At 30.4% G+C, this 19999-nt stretch carries 16 protein-coding genes; 11 read left to right on the top strand and 5 right to left on the bottom strand.

Annotated elements, in window-relative coordinates; translation table 11 throughout:
• A partial coding sequence (locus IEW41_RS13370; RefSeq protein WP_188606881.1) for a RagB/SusD family nutrient uptake outer membrane protein occupies nt 1-460 on the bottom strand: 460 nt, incomplete at its 3' end.
• A gap of 12 nt (nt 461-472) precedes the next feature.
• Nucleotides 473-3532, bottom strand: a complete 3060-nt coding sequence (locus IEW41_RS13365; RefSeq protein ID WP_188606880.1) for a SusC/RagA family TonB-linked outer membrane protein — start codon at nt 3530-3532, stop codon at nt 473-475.
• Nucleotides 3533-3734: 202 nt separating this feature from the next.
• On the opposite strand from IEW41_RS13365, the gene rnhB reads away from it, so the two are divergent.
• From rnhB to IEW41_RS13310, 11 genes are all read left to right on the top strand, one after another.
• Nucleotides 3735-4337 carry a ribonuclease HII gene (gene rnhB, locus IEW41_RS13360; RefSeq protein ID WP_188606879.1) on the top strand — a complete coding sequence of 201 codons (603 nt, stop codon included), beginning with the start codon at nt 3735-3737 and terminating at the stop codon, nt 4335-4337.
• Nucleotides 4338-4364: 27 nt separating this feature from the next.
• Entirely contained in the window at nt 4365-6800 is a 2436-nt protein-coding gene (locus IEW41_RS13355; RefSeq protein WP_188606878.1) for a ribonuclease HII, read from the top strand.
• An 83-nt stretch (nt 6801-6883) separates the two neighbouring features.
• Entirely contained in the window at nt 6884-8197 is a 1314-nt protein-coding gene (locus IEW41_RS13350; RefSeq protein ID WP_188606877.1) for an OmpA family protein, read from the top strand.
• 103 nt (nt 8198-8300) lie between these two features.
• Complete coding sequence (locus tag IEW41_RS13345; protein WP_188606876.1) at nt 8301-11069, top strand: response regulator; 2769 nt, start codon at nt 8301-8303, stop codon at nt 11067-11069.
• Nucleotides 11070-11355: 286 nt separating this feature from the next.
• A complete protein-coding gene (locus tag IEW41_RS13340; RefSeq protein ID WP_188606875.1) occupies nt 11356-11835 on the top strand; it encodes a hypothetical protein in 480 nt (159 codons plus the stop codon).
• A gap of 18 nt (nt 11836-11853) precedes the next feature.
• Complete coding sequence (locus IEW41_RS13335; protein WP_188606874.1) at nt 11854-13065, top strand: hypothetical protein; 1212 nt, start codon at nt 11854-11856, stop codon at nt 13063-13065.
• A gap of 12 nt (nt 13066-13077) precedes the next feature.
• Nucleotides 13078-14379: an OmpA family protein gene (locus IEW41_RS13330; protein WP_188606873.1), complete on the top strand. Its 1302-nt coding sequence runs from the start codon at nt 13078-13080 to the stop codon at nt 14377-14379.
• Between the two features lie 2 nt (nt 14380-14381).
• Entirely contained in the window at nt 14382-15671 is a 1290-nt protein-coding gene (locus IEW41_RS13325; RefSeq protein WP_188606872.1) for a hypothetical protein, read from the top strand.
• A gap of 148 nt (nt 15672-15819) precedes the next feature.
• A complete protein-coding gene (locus IEW41_RS13320; protein ID WP_188606871.1) occupies nt 15820-16869 on the top strand; it encodes a nucleoid-associated protein in 1050 nt (349 codons plus the stop codon).
• A gap of 97 nt (nt 16870-16966) precedes the next feature.
• A complete protein-coding gene (locus IEW41_RS13315) occupies nt 16967-17860 on the top strand; it encodes an alpha/beta hydrolase (protein ID WP_188606870.1) in 894 nt (297 codons plus the stop codon).
• Nucleotides 17861-17941: 81 nt separating this feature from the next.
• On the top strand, nt 17942-18439 hold the full coding sequence (locus IEW41_RS13310) for a hypothetical protein (protein ID WP_188606869.1): 498 nt from the start codon (nt 17942-17944) through the stop codon (nt 18437-18439).
• Nucleotides 18440-18498: 59 nt separating this feature from the next.
• Here IEW41_RS13310 and IEW41_RS13305 read toward each other — a convergent pair whose 3' ends face one another.
• The 3 genes from IEW41_RS13305 to IEW41_RS13295 all read right to left on the bottom strand — a co-directional run bounded on the left by IEW41_RS13305 (nt 18499) and on the right by IEW41_RS13295 (nt 19945).
• Complete coding sequence (locus IEW41_RS13305) at nt 18499-18984, bottom strand: hypothetical protein (RefSeq protein ID WP_188606868.1); 486 nt, start codon at nt 18982-18984, stop codon at nt 18499-18501.
• Between the two features lie 5 nt (nt 18985-18989).
• Nucleotides 18990-19700: a lipoyl(octanoyl) transferase LipB gene (gene lipB, locus IEW41_RS13300; RefSeq protein WP_188606867.1), complete on the bottom strand. Its 711-nt coding sequence runs from the start codon at nt 19698-19700 to the stop codon at nt 18990-18992.
• An 86-nt stretch (nt 19701-19786) separates the two neighbouring features.
• The gene (locus tag IEW41_RS13295; protein ID WP_188606866.1) at nt 19787-19945 is read right to left on the bottom strand and encodes a YqaE/Pmp3 family membrane protein; all 159 of its coding nucleotides are present in this window, start codon (nt 19943-19945) and stop codon (nt 19787-19789) included.
• Nucleotides 19946-19999: the final 54 nt, after the last annotated feature.

Here is a 19999-nt window from a genome sequence, read left to right as displayed (position 1 = left end):
TTTTTGCAAACACATTATTAACCATGAAATGAGCTAATCCTCTTGCTGCTTTAGCTTGAGCAATGATATTGTTCTTTTGAGCTCCATCAGGAATTCTATCAATATTTTCTAATATAAAATTAGCCTGTTGAATAACAGTGTATGATTGTGACATAAACCCTTGTTGCGTATTATTTGCATTATATAACCACTCAAAAGTAGTTTTTTGGGTTTGACGCCCTGTTACAACAAATATTAAATTATCTGTTAACACATCAGGAAATGACATCATACTAGCTCCATAAGAACCAAAAATCATTTGTCTGTATAATCCATTAACTGCACTTTCGAAGTCGCTTGGTGTATTTAAAGCAACATCTGCTCCCACAGAATCAAATGGATTTAAATCTAAGTTTTCTTTACCACAAGAAGTAATCAGAGTAAATAAACTTACCGTAAATATTAAAATGTATTTTTTCATATTATTTTTTTTTTAAAATTGTATATCAACTCCTAAAGATATTGAAGATGTTGTTGGGTAGCTATATAGTGCAAACTCGCCTGGAATAACGGTTGGATTTCCTGCGCTAGTTTGAGTTTCACCAGAACCAATACCAACTTCAGGATCTCCTTTATAGTAAGGAGCATATGTCCATAAGTTTGTTCCTGAAACATAAATTCTAGCACTCTTAAGCGCCATAGTTTCAGTAAATCTACTTGGAAGAGTATACCCTAACTGTAAACTACGTAATCTAATATAATCACCCTTTTGAAGAAATCTATCTGATGTTTGATTTGAATTACTAAATGGTCTAGGTAACACATTAGTATCTCCTGGATTTCTCCAGTAGTTAAATGCATCTAGTCTTTGATTATCTGCAATATTATCACCATCACTTAACATATTAGATTCTGGTAAGTTGTAAATATAATTACCAACTTTATAATAGAAATTAGCAGATAAATCAAATCCACTGTATTGTACAGTTGTACTTACACTACCATCTAAATCAGCAAAAGGAGACTTTCCAGATAATGCTACTTCATTTCCGTTAGCATTGTTTGTAACGTTTCCATCTGCATCTAAATATAATGCTTCACCATTAGCAGGATTAACACCAGCATATCTTGTTAAATAGAATGTATTTACTTCTTCACCTACTCTTAATATAGAGAAGAAATTACTTGTAGTAAATAAATCACTCTCATTTACTCCTACTGTATTAGGATCATCTGCATTAACTAATTTAGTAACCTCGTTATCATATAAATTTAAATTAGCAGAAACTGTCCATTTTAATTTTTCATTACGGATAATATCACCAGCTAATTCAAATTCAAGACCTTTATTAACCATTTCACCAAGGTTACCAGTAACAGCATTACCACCCGTAGTTAATGACAATTGTTCATTCAATAATAAGTCAGAAGTTGTTCTGTTATAATAATCAACAAGACCTCTTAATCTATTATTAAATAATCCAAATTCAAGTCCAACGCCATAGTTGAAATTTTGCTCCCATCCTAAATTTGGATCTCCAAAGTTAGCAGGGCTAATAGTTGTTAAACCATTATTATAAGCACCAAAACCATAAGTAGTAATTGATGAGTATCTACCTATTTGATCATTACCAGAAGTACCTGCTGAAGCTCTTAACTTTAACGTACTAAAAGTTTTATTACCTGCCATAAACTCTTCATTTGTAATATTCCAAGCTATAGAACCACTATAAAAATTACCATATTTAGAGTTTGTACCAAATCTAGAAGACCCATCTCGTCTAACAGTAGCATTAATAATATATCTATTATCATAGTTATAATCAACGTTTGCTGCTAATGAAAATAATGAGTATTCAGATCTAGTTCCTGCAACAGCAATTGGTGTAGCAGCAACATTTAACACTGATGGACCTCCTACAACAAAACCTTGACCTTGAGCAGAATAACTTCTAAAATTATCTCTTACATATTCCGATAAAGCAGTAAGTTCTAGGTTATGAACATCACCAAAAGTATTTGTATATGTGATTTTATTTAACCAAGTATATGTAAAGTCAAATGAACCATTATCCGTTTTTGACCCAGTAGGTACACCACCGTTAACAATTAAATCTAAAACTGAACCAGGTTGTAAGAAATTCTCTCTTCTATATTGCTCATAAATTCCTGAACCTTGAGTTAAAAATTTAATATTATCAGTTAATTTTAAATCTAAATATAAATTACCTAAAAATCTATTGTAATATCTAGTTGTGATATTTTGGTTTAACTCAGCAGACACAGGATAACCAGCATGCGTAGCATTATATATTGGATTACCATTTGCATCTAAAACTTGATCACCATTTGCATCTAAAACAAATTTAGTTTCATATGGGTTATAATCATATATTGCTCTAAATGGGTTTTGAACGTTGTTTCTATCTCTTGGATCTCCATTTTCAATACTAGAGAAAGATAAACTTGAACCAATTTTAGCCCAATCTTTAATTTGATAATCAACATTTAAACGTCCTGAAACTCTATTATAAGCATCAATATCTTGAATAATTCCAGAATCCTCATCATATCCTAACGAGAAGAAATAATTCATTCTCTCTTCTCCACCTGAAGCCGAGAAGCCTATAGATTTTTGAAGACCATCTTGTAATAAATCATCTTTCCAGTCGTGATCTAAACCTACAAGTCTTAAATATTCAGCATTAGAAGAAATACCAGCGCCAATACCTTGACCTAACTCTCTCTCATACTGAAGTTTTTGAGCTGCGTTCATCATTGTAAAGTTGTCTTCAGTTTTTCTACTTCTTCCAACTCTAGATGTTAGTTTAAAAACACCATCTTGACCTTTTTTACCTCTCTTAGTTGTAATAAGCACAACACCATTACCACCACGAGCACCATAAATAGATGTAGATGCAGCATCTTTTAAAACACTTACAGATTCAACATCGTTAGGATTAATACCATTAACGTCATCTTCATTTACTTGAGCTCCATCAACAATATACAATGGTTGATTACCTGCATTAATAGAACCAATACCACGAACTCTAATAAACGCAGTTTGACCAGGTTTACCATTCTGAGCCGTAACTTGTACACCAGAAGCGACACCTTGAAGCATATTATCTATACTTACTGAAGGCGCAATTTTTTCTAAATCTTCTGAGGTAACATTAGATACCGCAGAAGTTAATTCATCTCTTGACTTTGTGCTAAAACCAACAACTACAATTTCTGCTAAAGACTCAATGTCTTCTTGCATACTAATATTGATTGTATTGTTTGCCCCTACAACAACAGATGTGTTTTTCATTCCTATGAATGAAAATACTAATGTTTCACCAACACTAGCCTTGATAGTATAATTACCATCGAAATCGGTTTGAACTCCCCTTGTAGTTCCTTTCACAATTACATTTACACCAGGTAATGGCAAACCGTCTGTAGCAGCGGTAACCGTACCAGTGACAGATTTCTCTTGTGCAAAAGAGAGTTGCATCACAAACGCCATAAAAAGCGTTATTAACCATGTTAACTTTAATTTCATAAAACAATTATTTGAGTTAGTCTTTCGCAAACATCTTAATAATATATTAAATAAACAAGTATTTTGCTTAAAAAAATGTTAATATCATTTCTTTCAAACTTGTTAAATTTTCTAGTGTTAACAAAGATTTTTGCTATTATTTAGATGCATAATATCATAATAGGTTGCGTTAAAATTTTAACTTTGTTGAAACTTTAACATTTTGTCTTTACAACTAACTTTAACAAAATTTAAACATGAATGCGGTACTGACGAAGCTGGGCGAGGTTGTTTAGCTGGCCCAGTGACTGCCGCTGCAGTTATTTTACCTCAAGATTTTATTAGTGATATACTTAATGATTCAAAGCAGCTTTCTGAAAATAAAAGAGATAAATTAAGGTACATCATTGAAAATGAAGCAATCTCGTATGCTTATTTTCATATTTATCCTGATGAGATTGACAAAATCAATATTTTAAATGCATCAATTTTAGCAATGCACAAATCAATTGCATTATTAAAGATTAAACCTGAATTTATCATTGTTGATGGAAATAAATTTAAACCAATCAATAATATACCTCATGAAACCATAATTAAAGGAGATAGTAAGTTTTTAAACATTGCAGCTGCTTCAATTATTGCTAAAACTCAGCGAGATGACTATATGTGTAAAATTCATGAAGAGTTTCCAATGTACAATTGGAAACAAAACAAAGGTTATCCAACAAAAGAGCATAGAGAAGCAATTAGAAAATATGGTATTACAAAATATCACAGAAAAACTTTCAGATTATTACCAGAACAACTTAAATTAGATTTCTAACTTTTTATATTTGCACAAAAACCCTCAATGAGAAATATTTGGTTCCTATTAAGTTTTGTTCTTTTAGTGTTTAGTTGTGACAATGACAAAATACATCATTCTAACTTAATTTCATTAGCGCCTCAAAATTCATCCATAATTATAAAGACCAATTCTGTTGAAGGGCTAAACAGTGCTTTAAAAAACAACTCTTTGTTTAAAGCCATTTCTAAATATGATAAAATAAATGTTTTAGAAAAAAAACTTAGTTATCTGAAATATTTAAAGCCAGCGGATAGATTATTAATAACTTTAGGAAAAGACTCTAATGATAGTTTGCAGATTTCTATAATCTCAAAATATCATGACAGATTATTTAATATAGATTCATTAAAAGATAAAACTGTAGAAACAATTTCAACAAAAAACTACAGTATCACAAAAACTACTCTAAACAACCAGATACTTTATAGTGTTATAAAAGACAGTATATTTTTTGCTTCTAATGACAAACAACTTGTTGAAACTGCTTTTGATAAAAAAGAAATAGATTCTGAGCTTATAAAAGTTTATAATACTGCCAACTCAAAGTCATCGCTTTCTATTTTAATTAATTCTAAAAACAAGAAACTAATTCCTTCGTTATTCTTAACTGAAAAATTAAACAGTAACTCATTAACAAATTATATGTTACTCGATGCTGATGTAACACAAGACCAGTTATTATTTAATGGTATTACTAAAGCTGTTGATTCTTCTAAAAGTTTAATTAATGTATTTAAGAATACTATTCCACAAGAAATTCAAACTAGTAAAATTTGTCCACAAGATATTGATGGGTATATGAGTTTTACTTTTAATGATTTTAAAACTTTTAATGACAACCTAATAAAGTATAAAAAGCGAGATACATCATTAACTCCAACTTCCGTTTTTGATGCTGCATCAGAAATTGGTGTAATGTATAAAGATGACAAAAGAGCTATTGTTATGTATTCTTTAGATGTATTAGCAACTCAAGATGCTTTACTTTCTCGAAATTCTATTGATACTTTTAGAGAAGTTGATATTTACCCTTATGATAACCCTAAACTGTTTTCAGATTACTTATCACCTTTTGTTAATTTTCAAAATGCAACTACTTATTTTAGTATTGATGATTTTATTGTGTTTTCTGATGATGTTGATTTTTTAAAAGATATTATTTCCAACTATCAAAATAATACAACGCTTCATGAGTCGGTTGCTTATGCTAATATTATGAAAAGCTTAAGTGATGAAGCTTCATTATTTACTTATGCCAATTCTAATAGTTTAAATAAAATATTTAATTCAAATTTTAATGAAGATTTATCTTTAGAAATTGACACTTATAAAGCATCTGCAATACAGTTTATTTATGATACAGATTTTGCACATGTAAATGCTATTATTAAAAAGAACAAAAGCAAGTCTGTAGCAAACTCTGTTTCTGAAGATTTTAGTATAAAATTAGATGCAGCAATACTTACAAATCCGCAGTTTGTTGACAATCATACCAACAATCAGAAAGACATTGTAGTACAAGACATAAATAACAATTTATATTTAATTTCTAATGACGGAAAAGTGCTTTGGAAGAAGCAACTCGACAGTAAAATTTTAGGAACTATAGAGCAGATTGATATTCTTAAAAACGGAAAATTTCAACTAGTATTTGCTACCACTAACCGTGTTTTTGTTTTAGACAGAAACGGAAAGGATGTTTCTCCATTTCCTTTAAAGTTCAAAGACAATATAACACAACAGCTTTCGGTGTTTGATTACGACAACAACAAAGACTACAGGTTTTTAGTTACTCAAGGAAAAGCTCTACTTATGTACGATAAACAAGGAAAAGCTGTTAGTGGATTTACATTTAAAAAAGCAGAAGGTAAAATAAGTACTCAACCAAAACATTTTAGAATTGGCAAAAAAGATTATATAGTATTTGCTCAAGGTAATGAACTCGAAATTATAGACAGAGTTGGAAAAACCAGAATAAATGTAAAAAACAACATCACTTTTTCAGGGAACGATATTTACTTATATAATAACAAATTTACAACATCAAACAGCAAAGGAGATTTAATACAGATTGATGAAAATGGTAAACTTATTTCAACAAGTTTAAGCTTAAAAGAAAAGCATGCCATTACAACCACTAGTAAAACTCTTGTAACACTGTCAGAAAATGTACTAAAAATAAAATCTTCTACTGTAGATTTAGAATTTGGAGATTATACTGCTCCTAAAATATTTTATTTAAATGATAAAATTTATGTGTCTGTAACCGATCTTCAATCTAAAAAAGTATATTTATTTGATAGCCTCGGAAAACCTATTGATAACTTTCCACTCTACGGAAATTCAACAATAGAGCTTGCAAATATTGACAAAGAAAGAGGTCTTGAGTTTGTAGTTAAAGGAGATAGCGATACTATAATAGTGTATCAGATAAATTAAATTTTCACTTTGTAGCAAATAATGTTTTGTATGTAGCGAAGTTATTTTTATCTTTATTCGCACTATAAATCAATACGTTACAAATGAAAAAACTACATTTTTCGCAAATACTTACAATTGTTTTGTGTACAGTATTTACACTTCCTAGTGCCAATGCTCAAATATTGAAAAAACTTAAACAAAAGGCCGAACAAACTGTTGAAAGAAAACTAGAACAAAAAACAGAAAAAGAGACCGAAAAAGCAATGGACTCAATATTGAATCCAGATGAAAAAACACCCACAAAAGACACTCCTAATACTAATAATAAAAACCCTAACACCAATCCATCAACAACAAATGACGATGGTGATAATGTAAAGGTAAATACAAATATTTCAGACGAACTTAAAGTATATAGTAAGTTCGATTTCGTTCCTGGAGATAAGATTTTATATTTCGATGATTTTTCACAAGATTTTATTGGAGATTTTCCTTCTAAATGGAACACTAACGGATCTGGTGAAGTTGTAAAATTAAGTAAAGCAGAAGGCAATTGGTTTGAGTTTAAACCAGGTTATAACATTCAATACATCCCACTTTTAAACTCTTCATTACCTGAAGAATATACAATAGAGTTCGACTTAATTTCCGAAGGGTTAGATAATAATACATCATCAGTAGCCAGATTGGTTATAAACCTTGATGATAACAATACGTTTTATACAGGTACAAATTACGCAGAAGTACAATTACCTTTTGGTCAGTATGGTGCCTTTGGCATTAGAGTTTTAAATGCCATAAATAGCTCAAGTACTATTAATAATACAATAACTGCTGATATTCGTGAAGAAGTAAAAAACAGACCTCATATATCTATCGCAGTAAATAAGAAAAGGTATCGCCTTTGGGTGAATGAAAAAAAGTATGTTGATATTCCTCAATTTGTTTCTGAAGGAAAACTAACCACTATTAAATTTAATCTTGAAGGTTTTGAAGATGGAGAAGAGCGACTATTTATTAGCAATTTAAAAATAGCTGAAGGTGGTGTAGACTTAAGAAGAACTTTAATGACAGATGGCAAAGTTTCAACCAATGGAATTTTATTCGATTCTGGTTCTGCAAACATTCAAAAACAATCCTACGGAATAATTCGTCAAATCTCACAAGTATTACAACAAGAAGCTGATATGAAACTTAAAATAGTTGGTCATACAGATGCTGATGGAAGTGATGAAGCAAATATGAAATTATCTAAAGACAGAGCTGAAGCTGTAAAAAAAGCTTTAATAGATATCTATAATATTTCAGCCGAAAGATTACAAACCGACGGAAAAGGCGAAAGTATTCCTGTTGGAGATAATAAAACAACCGATGGCAAAGCACAAAACAGACGTGTAGAATTTATAAAGTTGTAAAGGCAACCAAATCGACGCCTCTATCTATCAGCGCCAAAGATTTATTTCTTTGGCGTTTTTTTTTAAAATATTTAACTTAATTTAGATATTACTAATTCATGTTATGAGAAAACTATTATTCATAATCTGTTTTTTAATTACTAATATTATTATTGCTCAAAAAAAAATTGAGAGTAATAATTATTTAGAAACTTCTAAGCAATTTTATAAAGATTTAGCTTACGATAGTGCATATACTTATGCAAAAAAAAGCTACACCTTTTTTAACACCAAAAAGAATGATTCTCTAACATTTGCTTCACTTTTAGAGCTTTTCCGTTCATCAGACAAGCTCAATAATAATGAGGCTGATGGTTATTTAGAATCGGCAAAAAGTTTGGCAAAAAAACTTAATAATCCATCAATGGTTATTGATGCTTATTATTATGAAGCCAATAGCTATTTTTTTAAAGATGATCTTGTTAAAGCTCTTCCTCTGTTTTTAAAAATAGATTCCATTTCCAATTCAAAAAACATAAAAAATAAAACCTCTATTGAAGCCCTCTTAAAACGAGGTGAAATATCAAGGATCAAATTTACTAAAGAAACAACTTTAGCTGCCGAAAAATTATATTTAGAAGCCTTAAAAGTGGCTAAAGAAATCAAGTCTGAAGAGATGATTAATTACATCTATACTTATTTGGCAGATGTAAGTGGATTAAATGGGAATGATAGTCAATCAAAAGAATATATTGATTTGGCTTTCAATTATTTCAAAAAAAATAATGACATCAGAAACCTATCACAAGTATATTTATTATATACTGTATACTTTATTGGAATTGATGATTTAGAAAACGCAAAGAAATATCAAGTTGAAAGATTAAATTATTTAAGGTCTACAGATGATAAAATTGAGCTTGCTCGAGCATTGGTTTATAATGGTAGTTTTCATAGACGAAAAACCAAAGACTTTAACCAGGCAATAAAAAGCCTTGAAGAAGCAAAAACTATTTACAATAACATAAACAATCCAAGCATAGTAAAAACAGATAATTATGAACGTTTACTTTACAGTTTAGCTATTTGCAACTATGAAGTAAAGCAATACAAAACCGCTTTTGAGTATTTTGATCAAGCTTATGATTTAAGAGAAGATCTTATTAAAAAATCAAGTCAAGAACTAACCTCTTCATTAGAAGTAAAATACCAAACAGCAAAAAAAGAAGAAGAGATAGCATTATTAACAGCACAACAAGCATTAATAGAGCAACAAAAAAAGAATCAAACTTATTTGTTTTTAGGCATTATAACTTTAGTTGCTTTAAGTGCAGGTTTTCTAATCTTTGGGTATAGAAACAAAATTAAAACTGCTCGAAAATTAAATGAGCTAGATGAATTAAAATCTAAATTTTTTGCTAATATTTCGCATGAGTTTAGAACACCCTTAACGCTAATAAAGAGTCCGTTACAACTATTAAAACAGGAAGAAACAAATACTAAAAAAAATAAAAACCTAAACCTTATTGAGCAACATTCAAATAGAATGTTAGACTTGGTAAATCAGTTGCTCGAATTATCAAAAATAGATTCAGGAAACTTAAAGCTAATTCTACAAAAAGGAGATTTACATATCTTTTTACAAACCATAGCAGAACCTTATCAATTAATCGCAAAACAGGAACAACTAACCTTTACAAAGCAAATTGAAACATTTAAAAACCCGCAATGGTTTGATAAAGATGTTATCGAAAAGATTTGTACCAACCTATTAACAAATGCACTAAAATACACCACTAAAGGTGGCTCCATAACTTTTGAAGTGTCTAAAACTAATAACACTATTAATCTCAAAATAGCCAATACAACTAACTCTACAGATGCGAAAGATATTAGTAAATTATTTGAGCGATTTTATCAAGAAAACGACTCACACCAAGGCTTTGGGATTGGTTTATCTTTAGTAAAAGAACTGATAACTTTATATAGAGGAACAATTTCTTCAAAAATTGAAAACAACATGCTTGTTTTTGAAGTTAATTTACCTTTAGACATAGACCTATTAAAAGATATAAGTATTATAAAAGAAACTACAGAATCTGAAGTAATTAATAGCACAGTAAAAGACACAAACGAAGACCATCCTATACTTTTAATTGTTGACGATAATGAATCTATTCGGTCAGTTTTAAAAGATATTTTTAAAGCAAAATATCAAATTTTAGAAGCTGCAGATGGAGTTTCTGCTCTAAAAATAGCTGTAGAAGAAATTCCTGATCTCATTATAAGTGATGTAATGATGCCAAAAATGGATGGCTTTGAACTTACTGAAAAACTTAAACAAAACGAGGCAACATCATTTATTCCAATAATTTTATTAACTGCAAAAACATCAGACGAATCTCGTTTAAAAGGCTTACAAAATGAAGCTGACGATTATATTACAAAACCTTTTAACCATGATATTTTGGCTGCAAAAGTGCAGCAACTTATTGATTTAAGAATTCAACTACGCGAAAGGTATAGCAAAGAATTAATACTAAAACCTAAAGATATTGCAATCAATTCTGTTGATGAGAAGTTTATTGAAAAATTACAAACTATTTTAGATAAGCAATTATCAAATTCAGATTTTTCGGCAGATGATTTTTCAAAAGAAATTGGTATGAGTAGAATGCAACTACACAGAAAATTAAAATCTTTATTAGGTGTTTCTACAACTGAATTTCTTAGAAACGAACGTTTAAAAGCTGCTGCTAATCTACTCCTCAAAAAAGGAAATATTAACATATCAGAAATTGCTTATAGTGTTGGTTTTAATGATGTGTCTTACTTTTCAAAATGCTTTAAAGAAGCTTATAACGCATCTCCTTCAGAGTACGCAACCACTTAACAATCAGTCTAAAATATTGTTTCTCCAATTGATGTTACATGTATCATTACAATTGTTACATGTGTCATATCTCCTTTCATTTTTGTAATCTAATTTTACTTCAACCAATTTGGATGTTATAATTCATGCCAAAAAAAAAGAACCATAACTATATAGGTGAATTAAAACAATTTCCCTCAACCAAAGTGTACCTCAATGTTAACTATTTAGAAGAGGGAAATTATGAGTTACATATAATTCATAAAAACAAACTGATAAAAAAAACAACTTTTAAAAAAAAATGATTATGCGAACAATTAAAATTTTTTCAATAGTAATTTTATCATTCTTTTTAAGCTCATGCGACAAGGATGACGACCCACAAACCATAGATCTTGAAGCAACTACCATTGACTATGAACTGGTAGTAACAACCTCTCCCACAACTGGCGAAGTAAGATTAACAGCTATAGTAACAAACATTGGCAACTCCAATTTTAACTCAAGTAGTGGTCAGCAGTTTATTCAGTTATCACGAAGAGAATTAGGCTCTACAGCAGAAACTGTATTAGAAACAAACAATTTTACTGTATTGAATCGTGGAGATGAAATAACATTAGTAGTGGTAATAAATTGGAATACTGCTATCGAATTTCAACCAGAATTCATTTTAAGAATCTCTTATGATCCAGATATTCTATTAGATGACAACCCAAACAACGACGATACCAATAGTACCAACAATAGCTTTGTACTCTCTGGATTTGATATTAACGGATTATTTTAATCTTTAAAAAATGCCATCATGAAAAACATAAAATTTATTGCCTTTGCGCTTGCAGTAATCTGCATAACAACGGTTTACGGACAAAAAAAAGACGGTAAAACTCCAACTACAATAAAAACAGTTGGACCAACAATTAAGGACAAACCATTATTAGTTACCACTAAAAAAATGACGTCTTTTACAATTCCAGCTAAAGGATACAATTTCTCAAACACCTTTACTGTAGAACTTCCAATACCAGGATTAAATGGCCCAACAATGTCTGGATTATGTGGAGGAATGGTTTATAGCGCATTAGATTATTACAACAATGGCATGGCTATACCAACGCAAGGTTTCAGACCAGCTGTAAAAACACCCTTGCACGATTACATATACAGACGACAAGTCACCTCTTTGGCTGACAATGCAGATAAATGGACCGAACTTTTTGTAAATCCTTTTGGATGGCGTTCTGATGAGTTTTTTAATTGGGGACTTCAAGCAAGTGGTGGTGGAAGAATTGAAGAATTAAAAAGTATGATAGATCAAGGCAAACCTGTTCCTTTAGGATTGTTTGCTCTAGGAAATGGAGGAGCTGCTCCGCATCATCAAGTATTAGCTGTTGGTTATGATATGGGACGTTACAAAGGAGATTTAGGCGATTTCAAAGAAGATTTTAAAATCTTTGTTTACGATCCTAACGAACCAACAAGACTCATGACAATTGTTCCTAACGTACAAGGCAAATATTTTACTTATAAAGAATATCCAAATGAAGACAAGTGGCAGACTTATTTTGTTGACAAAAAATATAAATCAAACAGACCACCAAGTGTTATTACTCCAGCTTTTCCAAACGATGGTAAAGTACATGAACTTTTAGTAGAGATTTGTACAGGAAATGACGATTTACGTGGCGGAAATGATAATGTGCATGTTACAGTTAATTTTAGTGATGGCACATCGGAAACCTTTTTAAACATCAATGGACAAGCTCGCTGGATTGATAATTATGTAGAAACTGTTCCACTACGTTTAAAAAACCCTAAGCCTCTTTCACAAATTGTTAGTGTAACATTTAAAACAACCTTTGGTGGAGGTATTGGTGGAGATAATTGGAATGTAAACGAAATAAGAGTTATAGCCTGCGGATACGGAATTAACCAAAACGTAATTAATAAATCTGGCAGACCTTTAGTTCGTTTTGACGGTAACAATAAACCATTAACTATAAACCTAACTCGTTAAAAATAAGTTCTCATGAAAACATTAAAGATAACCATCTTATTTCTTCTGGTTTTTTGTGGAAACCTAAATGCACAAGTACTTAAAAAACTTACTAAAAAAGCAGGTGAAGCAGCTGAACGTACTGTAGAAAGAAAAGTTGAAGAAAAAACAGAGGAAAAAACTGCGCAAGCTATTGATAGTGTTTTTGAAGCGCCAAAAAAAGTTAAAGAAAAACGTAAAAAAAACAAGAAAGAAAAGGCTTCAAAAAAAGAAGAAGTAAATGAAGTTGGTAGTGAAACTCAAAATGAAAGTGTAATAATAAATTCATCAACAAACAATCAAGATATTGTAAGTGGTAGTAGCTTCTTTCCTAATGGTAGTATTGTTTTCGAAGAAACCTTTTCGCAAGACGCTCAAGGTGATTTTCCTGCAGGTTGGGAAACCAATTCTGGAGGTGAAATTATTCTAATAAATGGCACTAAATCTCTAAAACTTTATCCAAATAGTTTGTGCATGACAACTACTGGCGAATTACCAGAAAACTATGCATTAGAGTTTGATTTTATTACTGCTAATTTAGCCTACAAAGAGTTAAGCGGATCGGAGTTTATGCTACAATTTGTTAAAGACAATAAGCTCAATAAAGACTTAAAACAGCGTGGAGAATTTCACTTCTCACTATGGGAAGGCAGTGCATTACCAAGAAAAATATTTGTAGAAAATCATGGTGTAACCAACAAGATTAAAAACAGTATTGATTTTGATATGAATAAAAAATTCAACACAACTGTACATATTACTTGTGTTGTTAATGGTAAACGTTTAAGGGTTTATATGGATAATGAAAAGGTTATAGACCTTCCTTCGTTTTTACAAGATAATTTAGGTAGATATATTCAATTTTATTTAAAAGGCACAAAACCTCAAATGAACCATATTGCAGCCATAGCAAACATTAAAATTACTGAAGAAGGTGAAGATATTCGCTCAATGATTTTAAAAGGTGGTTTTAGCACTACTAAAATCTTGTTTGATAGTGGTTCAGATAAATTAAAACCAGAATCGTTTTCTTTTTTAGATAAAATTGGAAAAGCATTAGAATCAGATGCCACATTAAGCGTTAAAATTATTGGACATACTGATAGTGATGGTGACAGTAAGGCTAATTTAAAACTATCTGAAAAAAGAGCAGCTTCCGTTAAAGCATATCTTGCATCAAAATTTAATCTTCAAAATCTTCAAACTGAAGGCAAAGGAGAAAGCGAGCCTGTAGCAGATAATACAACAACAGAGGGCAAAGCTCAAAATAGACGCGTAGAATTTAAAAAAATATAACAATGAAACCACTATTCATCATTTTCGGACTGTTTTATGTAGGTTTTATCTCTGCACAAAGCAACTTGTTTATAAGTACAAATGAGGCTTCTTATGTCGATCAGGTTATTTCAGGCTCATCAACGCAAGATGTAAGTCCAATTCCTTTTAATCCATCCGAAAATATAACATTCGACAAAAAAATGACCTTTTCTGCAAATACAAATTCAGGAATTAGCAGCACATCTCAATTTCTAGTGAATTCAAACAAAGGTTATATGGGAATGGATAAAGAAATGATAGAGCGTTTTGCTGGAATTACTTTACCTGATGATGAAGACTTTAAAGTAGAGTATCGCATCACTGCAACCAATGGAAAAACCTATTATTTTGTTGAAATACAAGGAGTAAAATACGTTATGAATAGGTTGCCTATTAATATGGTTGAAGCAGACCAAACTAATATGTCTGTTAAAAAATTTAATCAGAATTTTTCGCAAACAGGAACTACTTTAAATGTAAGCAGTCAAAATTTTCAATCTAAAGAATATACTGCAACCTCTCCAGACACTGGCAGACCTGTAAACGTATATGTTGCCGAACAAAACAATGTCAACTTACCTCCTACTAATACGCCAAAAACAGTTGGAATATTTGGTCTTGGCTATATTTATACAGACAACAAAACCCAACTAGTTACAAGATTGGAAAATGACAATGGCACAGCCGAATTAGAACGTGTTGAAAACACAAATGTTTCAATAAATGGCAATAGCTATTTAAAGTATGAAACCAAAGTGCAAAATGATAACGAATACATGTCTGATGTCACTGAAGATGTTTTTAGAAAGAAACGTGAAAATATAAGCGAATCTCCTAGCCAACAAGCTGATATTTCGAATAAAAGTTTAGAAATTTTAGCATTAGAAGAAGAAATGGAAAGCAAACGAAAACGCACTATTAATAAGTACATTGAAGATGGTTCGCCTACTGAAAAAAACAGCGAATATATGCTAGAGAGTTTAGATCCAAAAGATATGGTTACTGTTCAAAAATTACAGTGTGAAAAACGTATTATTGAAATAGACAAAAAACTAGGAAGGATGAGCAATAATAATCCTGATTACACAAGGCTAGTAAATGAAAAACGATGTTTAGAAACTAAAATCGTAGATTATAAAAAAGCCGAAACTAAAATGATAGAAATAAAAGATTTGCATGCCGAAAATCCGCATGAAGGAAACAAAGAAAAAATGAACTATTTTTTTACTGAAGTATCACAAAACATTATGGCAAGACGATGTGATAACTAACACTTATATGATTCATTTTTGATTTTCTATTTATGAGAATTAGCCTACTATATTTTTAAAACACCAAAGACAATCTTTGGTGTTTTTTTGTTTTTATTCCATACAATTTTATGTAGTATTGTAGTCTTCAAAAAGCATAACAAAAATCATGATAAAACGTACAAAAGCCTCAATTAATAAATGTATTCTTCACAAAGTAGGAAACAAATTTAACAGCACAAAAAATGCTTTTTCAGAACAAGAAATAGACTTTGATGAAGTAAGTTATGATTTAATGCTTCCATACCTTTTAAGACCATTTGGCAGCGTTGTTGAGAGCTATCGTTTTAACCATCATAGCAATATTAGTCTTAACGAAATAAACAGCTATGCATCACAATTATTTGCTGATAGTAGCAACTTTATTGAGGTTTCTAAACATATTGTGACACATCTTTTTGAGCAAAGTAATTCGGCGCAAATAAAAACTGGCGATGTTTTAATATGCTACTTTAATGACATACAATATGAAGATATGTTTGTTGATGCAGTAGGTATTTTTAAGATTGAAAACAAAAATGAATTTTTTCAAACCTATCTTGAAGGCAAAAGCTATGATATTATTACTCAAAAAGGTATCCCAACTAAAAAGGTTGATAAAGGTTGTTTAATTTTAAATACTGCAGATACCGAAGGTAATATTGTGTTAAGTGTTGATCATAATTCTTACGATACACAATACTGGATAAAACAGTTTTTAAACATTAAGTATCCTGATGATTATAACCAACATACCAAAAACTATATTGAGCTTTGTAAAGACTTTAGCACTGACATTTTAAAACCAAGTTATGGAGGACAAGAACAAAGCTCGTTTTTAGCAAAAACTATCGATTTTTTTAAAGAAAATGAAGTTATAAATGTGGAGAATTTTAAAGACGATGTATTTGAAGACGACAAGTTTAAAACACTATTTGACGATTATAAAAAAGACTTCGAAACAGAAAAAGCTGTGCTTATTAGAAACCAATTTGATGTCTCTGAAATTGTACTAAAAAAGCAAAAACAAAAGCTTAAAACAGAAATAAAACTCGATACCAACATACAAATAAAACTCGATGTTGATGCACCAGATGCTTCAGCCGAATATTTAGAACGTGGTTATGATGATGTAAAAAAAATGCACTACTACAAAGTGTTTTTTAATGAAGAAGGCTAGTTTGATTATGTCAGAAAAATAAACGAATTTAGTATATTACACGTGTTGAATTTGTGCAATTAACTTTATCATCAATCAAAAAAACAATTACAACTAAATGAGAAAAAAGATTAAAATTATTTCAATCGTTGTAATTATTGTAATTGGACTTGCAGGCTATATAGTTTCTAAGCATATATTACCTTATTCTATAATAAAACCACCAAGAGTTTCTGAGAAAATTGTTCCTTCAGATTTAGATTTAATAAGCACAGATATTAACGTTTTTGTTGATGACTCAATAAATATTAAAGGATATTGGATAAAGAGTGACTCAATTCCAGCTAAATCATTAATAATACTCGTTCATGGTGTTGGTGGTTGCAAAGAGCACTTTTTAAATTTATCAAAAAGTTTATCAAAAATTGGTGTAGAATCAGTTTTAATAGACAATAGAGCACATGGTCAAAGTGGAGGTCAATATTGCACCTTTGGCTATAATGAAAAAAAAGACATAGCTAACGTAATAGATTTTATAAAATCAAAAAACGATTCAATACCAATAGGTATTTGGGGAAACTCAATGGGTGGAGCAATTGCAATACAAGCCCTTGAGTTTGACAATAGGATTAAATTCGGAATTATTGAAAGCACATTTACAGATCTAAACCAAATTGTTTATGATTATCAAAAATCTTTTTCTTACAATATAGGCTTAAAACCAATATGCAATATAGCTTTGAATGAGGCTGGTAAAATTGCCAAGTTTAATCCAGATTCAGTGTCACCTATTTCTTCGGTTAAAAATATAGAACAGCCTATTTTAATAGCTCATGGTGAACAGGATGAAAACATAAAATTTGAGTATGGAAAATCATTATTTGATAACTTAAAATCAAAAAACAAAAAGTTTATCCCTGTAAAAAATGGTGGACATTATAATTTAGGAAAAACTGGTGGTAAAGAATACCTTAAGGCCATTGAAAGTTTCATCCTAGATAACTCAAATTAGTAAAAAAACGCACTACTACTAAGTGTTTTTTAATGAAGAAGGATAGTTTGATTATGTAAAAAAATAACCGAACTTCGTTTAATGTCTGATATAAATATTAAAACGATTTCATATCATACTAGTTGTAAAACATTCAAAAAGCCGATGAGAAAAATTTATGATTATGTTTTTTTTAGTATTTATAGAAGTTTAAATATTACTAATAAATCAATTCCTGAATGGTCAGCTATAATTCTTATTTCCCTACTGTTATTTGTTAATATTTTCTCAATTCTGATTTACATAGATTACGATATTAAATCTATTGGAAAAAAAGGATTTGGCATCATTACATCGTTACTGATTGGATTAAATTATCTGTATTTTTTAAAAGGCAAAAGATATCTTATTATTCTGAATCGATTTGATGAACAAAAGAATAAATTAATTTGTGACTCGATAGTTTTGCTGTACGCCTGTATTTCTGTTTTTACATTCTTATGTTTTCTAGGAATAGAATTAGAAAGAACATCATATATGACAGGGTTTGTTGCTCTATCAGCATTAATCCCTTTTATGTTTACGAATATTAAAAAATAAAAACGTTTTACAACAACATTTATAATTACATTGGTTGCTCTAGCCTAGAAAATCACTCTCTAAACATTCCCTTTTATATCATCAATTTCGTAATGTCTGGTTTTGTTTTTGTTTTCTATAACTAGTTTGTGCAAATAAAAGGCTTCAACTACTGTCCAAATTCCAAAAACAAACATAGGAGAGCATAAAGCTAAAACTTGCCACATTATATCATCAACATTTCTTGTCTGCTGCATATTTATTATCGCGTAAAACATATAACTAGAAACAACAATAAATGATATGCCAAAAGAAATAGTTAAAAACCAAAATAGAGGCTCAACTTTTGGCATTGGCAAATCTTTTTTATACAACTTATAAAACGTTTTGGTTTTTAAATGAAATATAAATGCGCAAGTACCTAAAGCTGTCATTGCAACAGGAATAAGCATAGAATACTCAAATGTTGCATTTTCAAATCCAACCAAATAGGTTATAAGACCACCTGGAGCTAGTGCAAAAGGAACTGTTAATACCAACAATACCATTTTTTGTATATAACCCATAAACTTTAAGCGGTTTGGTAGTTTAATTGCGCTTCAAAAAGTAAGGTAAAATGCTTGAGTAGTTTTTCTTTAACTTCGGTTTCATCGACCTTTTCTACACCAAGTTCGTTATTAAGTGTAGTTACAGCTTTACCTCTTATACCACAAGGAATAATATTATCAAAATATCCTAAATCGGCATTTACATTTAGTGCAAAACCATGCATTGTTACCCAACGACTTGCTCTTACTCCCATGGCGCAAATTTTACGTGCAAATGGTGTGCCTACATCTAGCCAAACTCCTGTTTCACCAGGACTACGCTCTGCTTTAAGTCCGTAATCGGCAAGCGTTAGTATAATCATTTCTTCTAAAAAACGAAGGTATTTATGTATGTCTGTAAAGAAATTATCTAAATCTAAAATTGGATAGCCAACAATTTGCCCAGGACCATGATAAGTAATATCTCCTCCTCTATTTATTTTATAAAAAGTAGCTCCTTTTTGTGTAAGTTGCTCTTCATTTAAAAGCATGTTAGACATATCGCCACTTTTGCCTAAAGTATACACATGCGGATGCTCAACAAATAAAAAGTAATTAGGTGTTTCAATACCTGCATCTTCTCTTCTGTTCTTTATTTTTGTGTCTACAATAGACTTAAATAATTGTTCCTGATAGTCCCAAGTATCTTTATAGTCTTTAAATCCTAAATCTTGTATTTCTACGCTTTTGTTCATAGAATGCAAAATTACGTCATTTTTTTTATAGTAGTTTCCTAACAAAGTAGTTTGCTAGAGGCTTCCTATAAAAAATAATTAAATGATCAATTCTTTGGGTTATTAAGGATTACCAAAGCAGCAATAACGCCAGGAACCCAGCCGCAAAGCCACAATAAAAAGACAATAACTATAGAGCCACAGCCTTTATCAATAACTGCTAAAGGTGGACAAAATATAGAAAGTAAAACTCTCCAAATACTCATAATGATTAATTTTTGATTGATTTAAAATTAAGTATTCAAAGCAAAGCTTTGAAA

The sequence above is a fragment of the Aquaticitalea lipolytica genome (assembly GCF_014641635.1).
In the GTDB taxonomy this organism is placed as follows: domain Bacteria; phylum Bacteroidota; class Bacteroidia; order Flavobacteriales; family Flavobacteriaceae; genus Aquaticitalea; species Aquaticitalea lipolytica.
The sequence above is the reverse complement of the archived record's forward strand: the minus strand, read 5'-3'. Positions and strand labels throughout refer to the sequence as shown.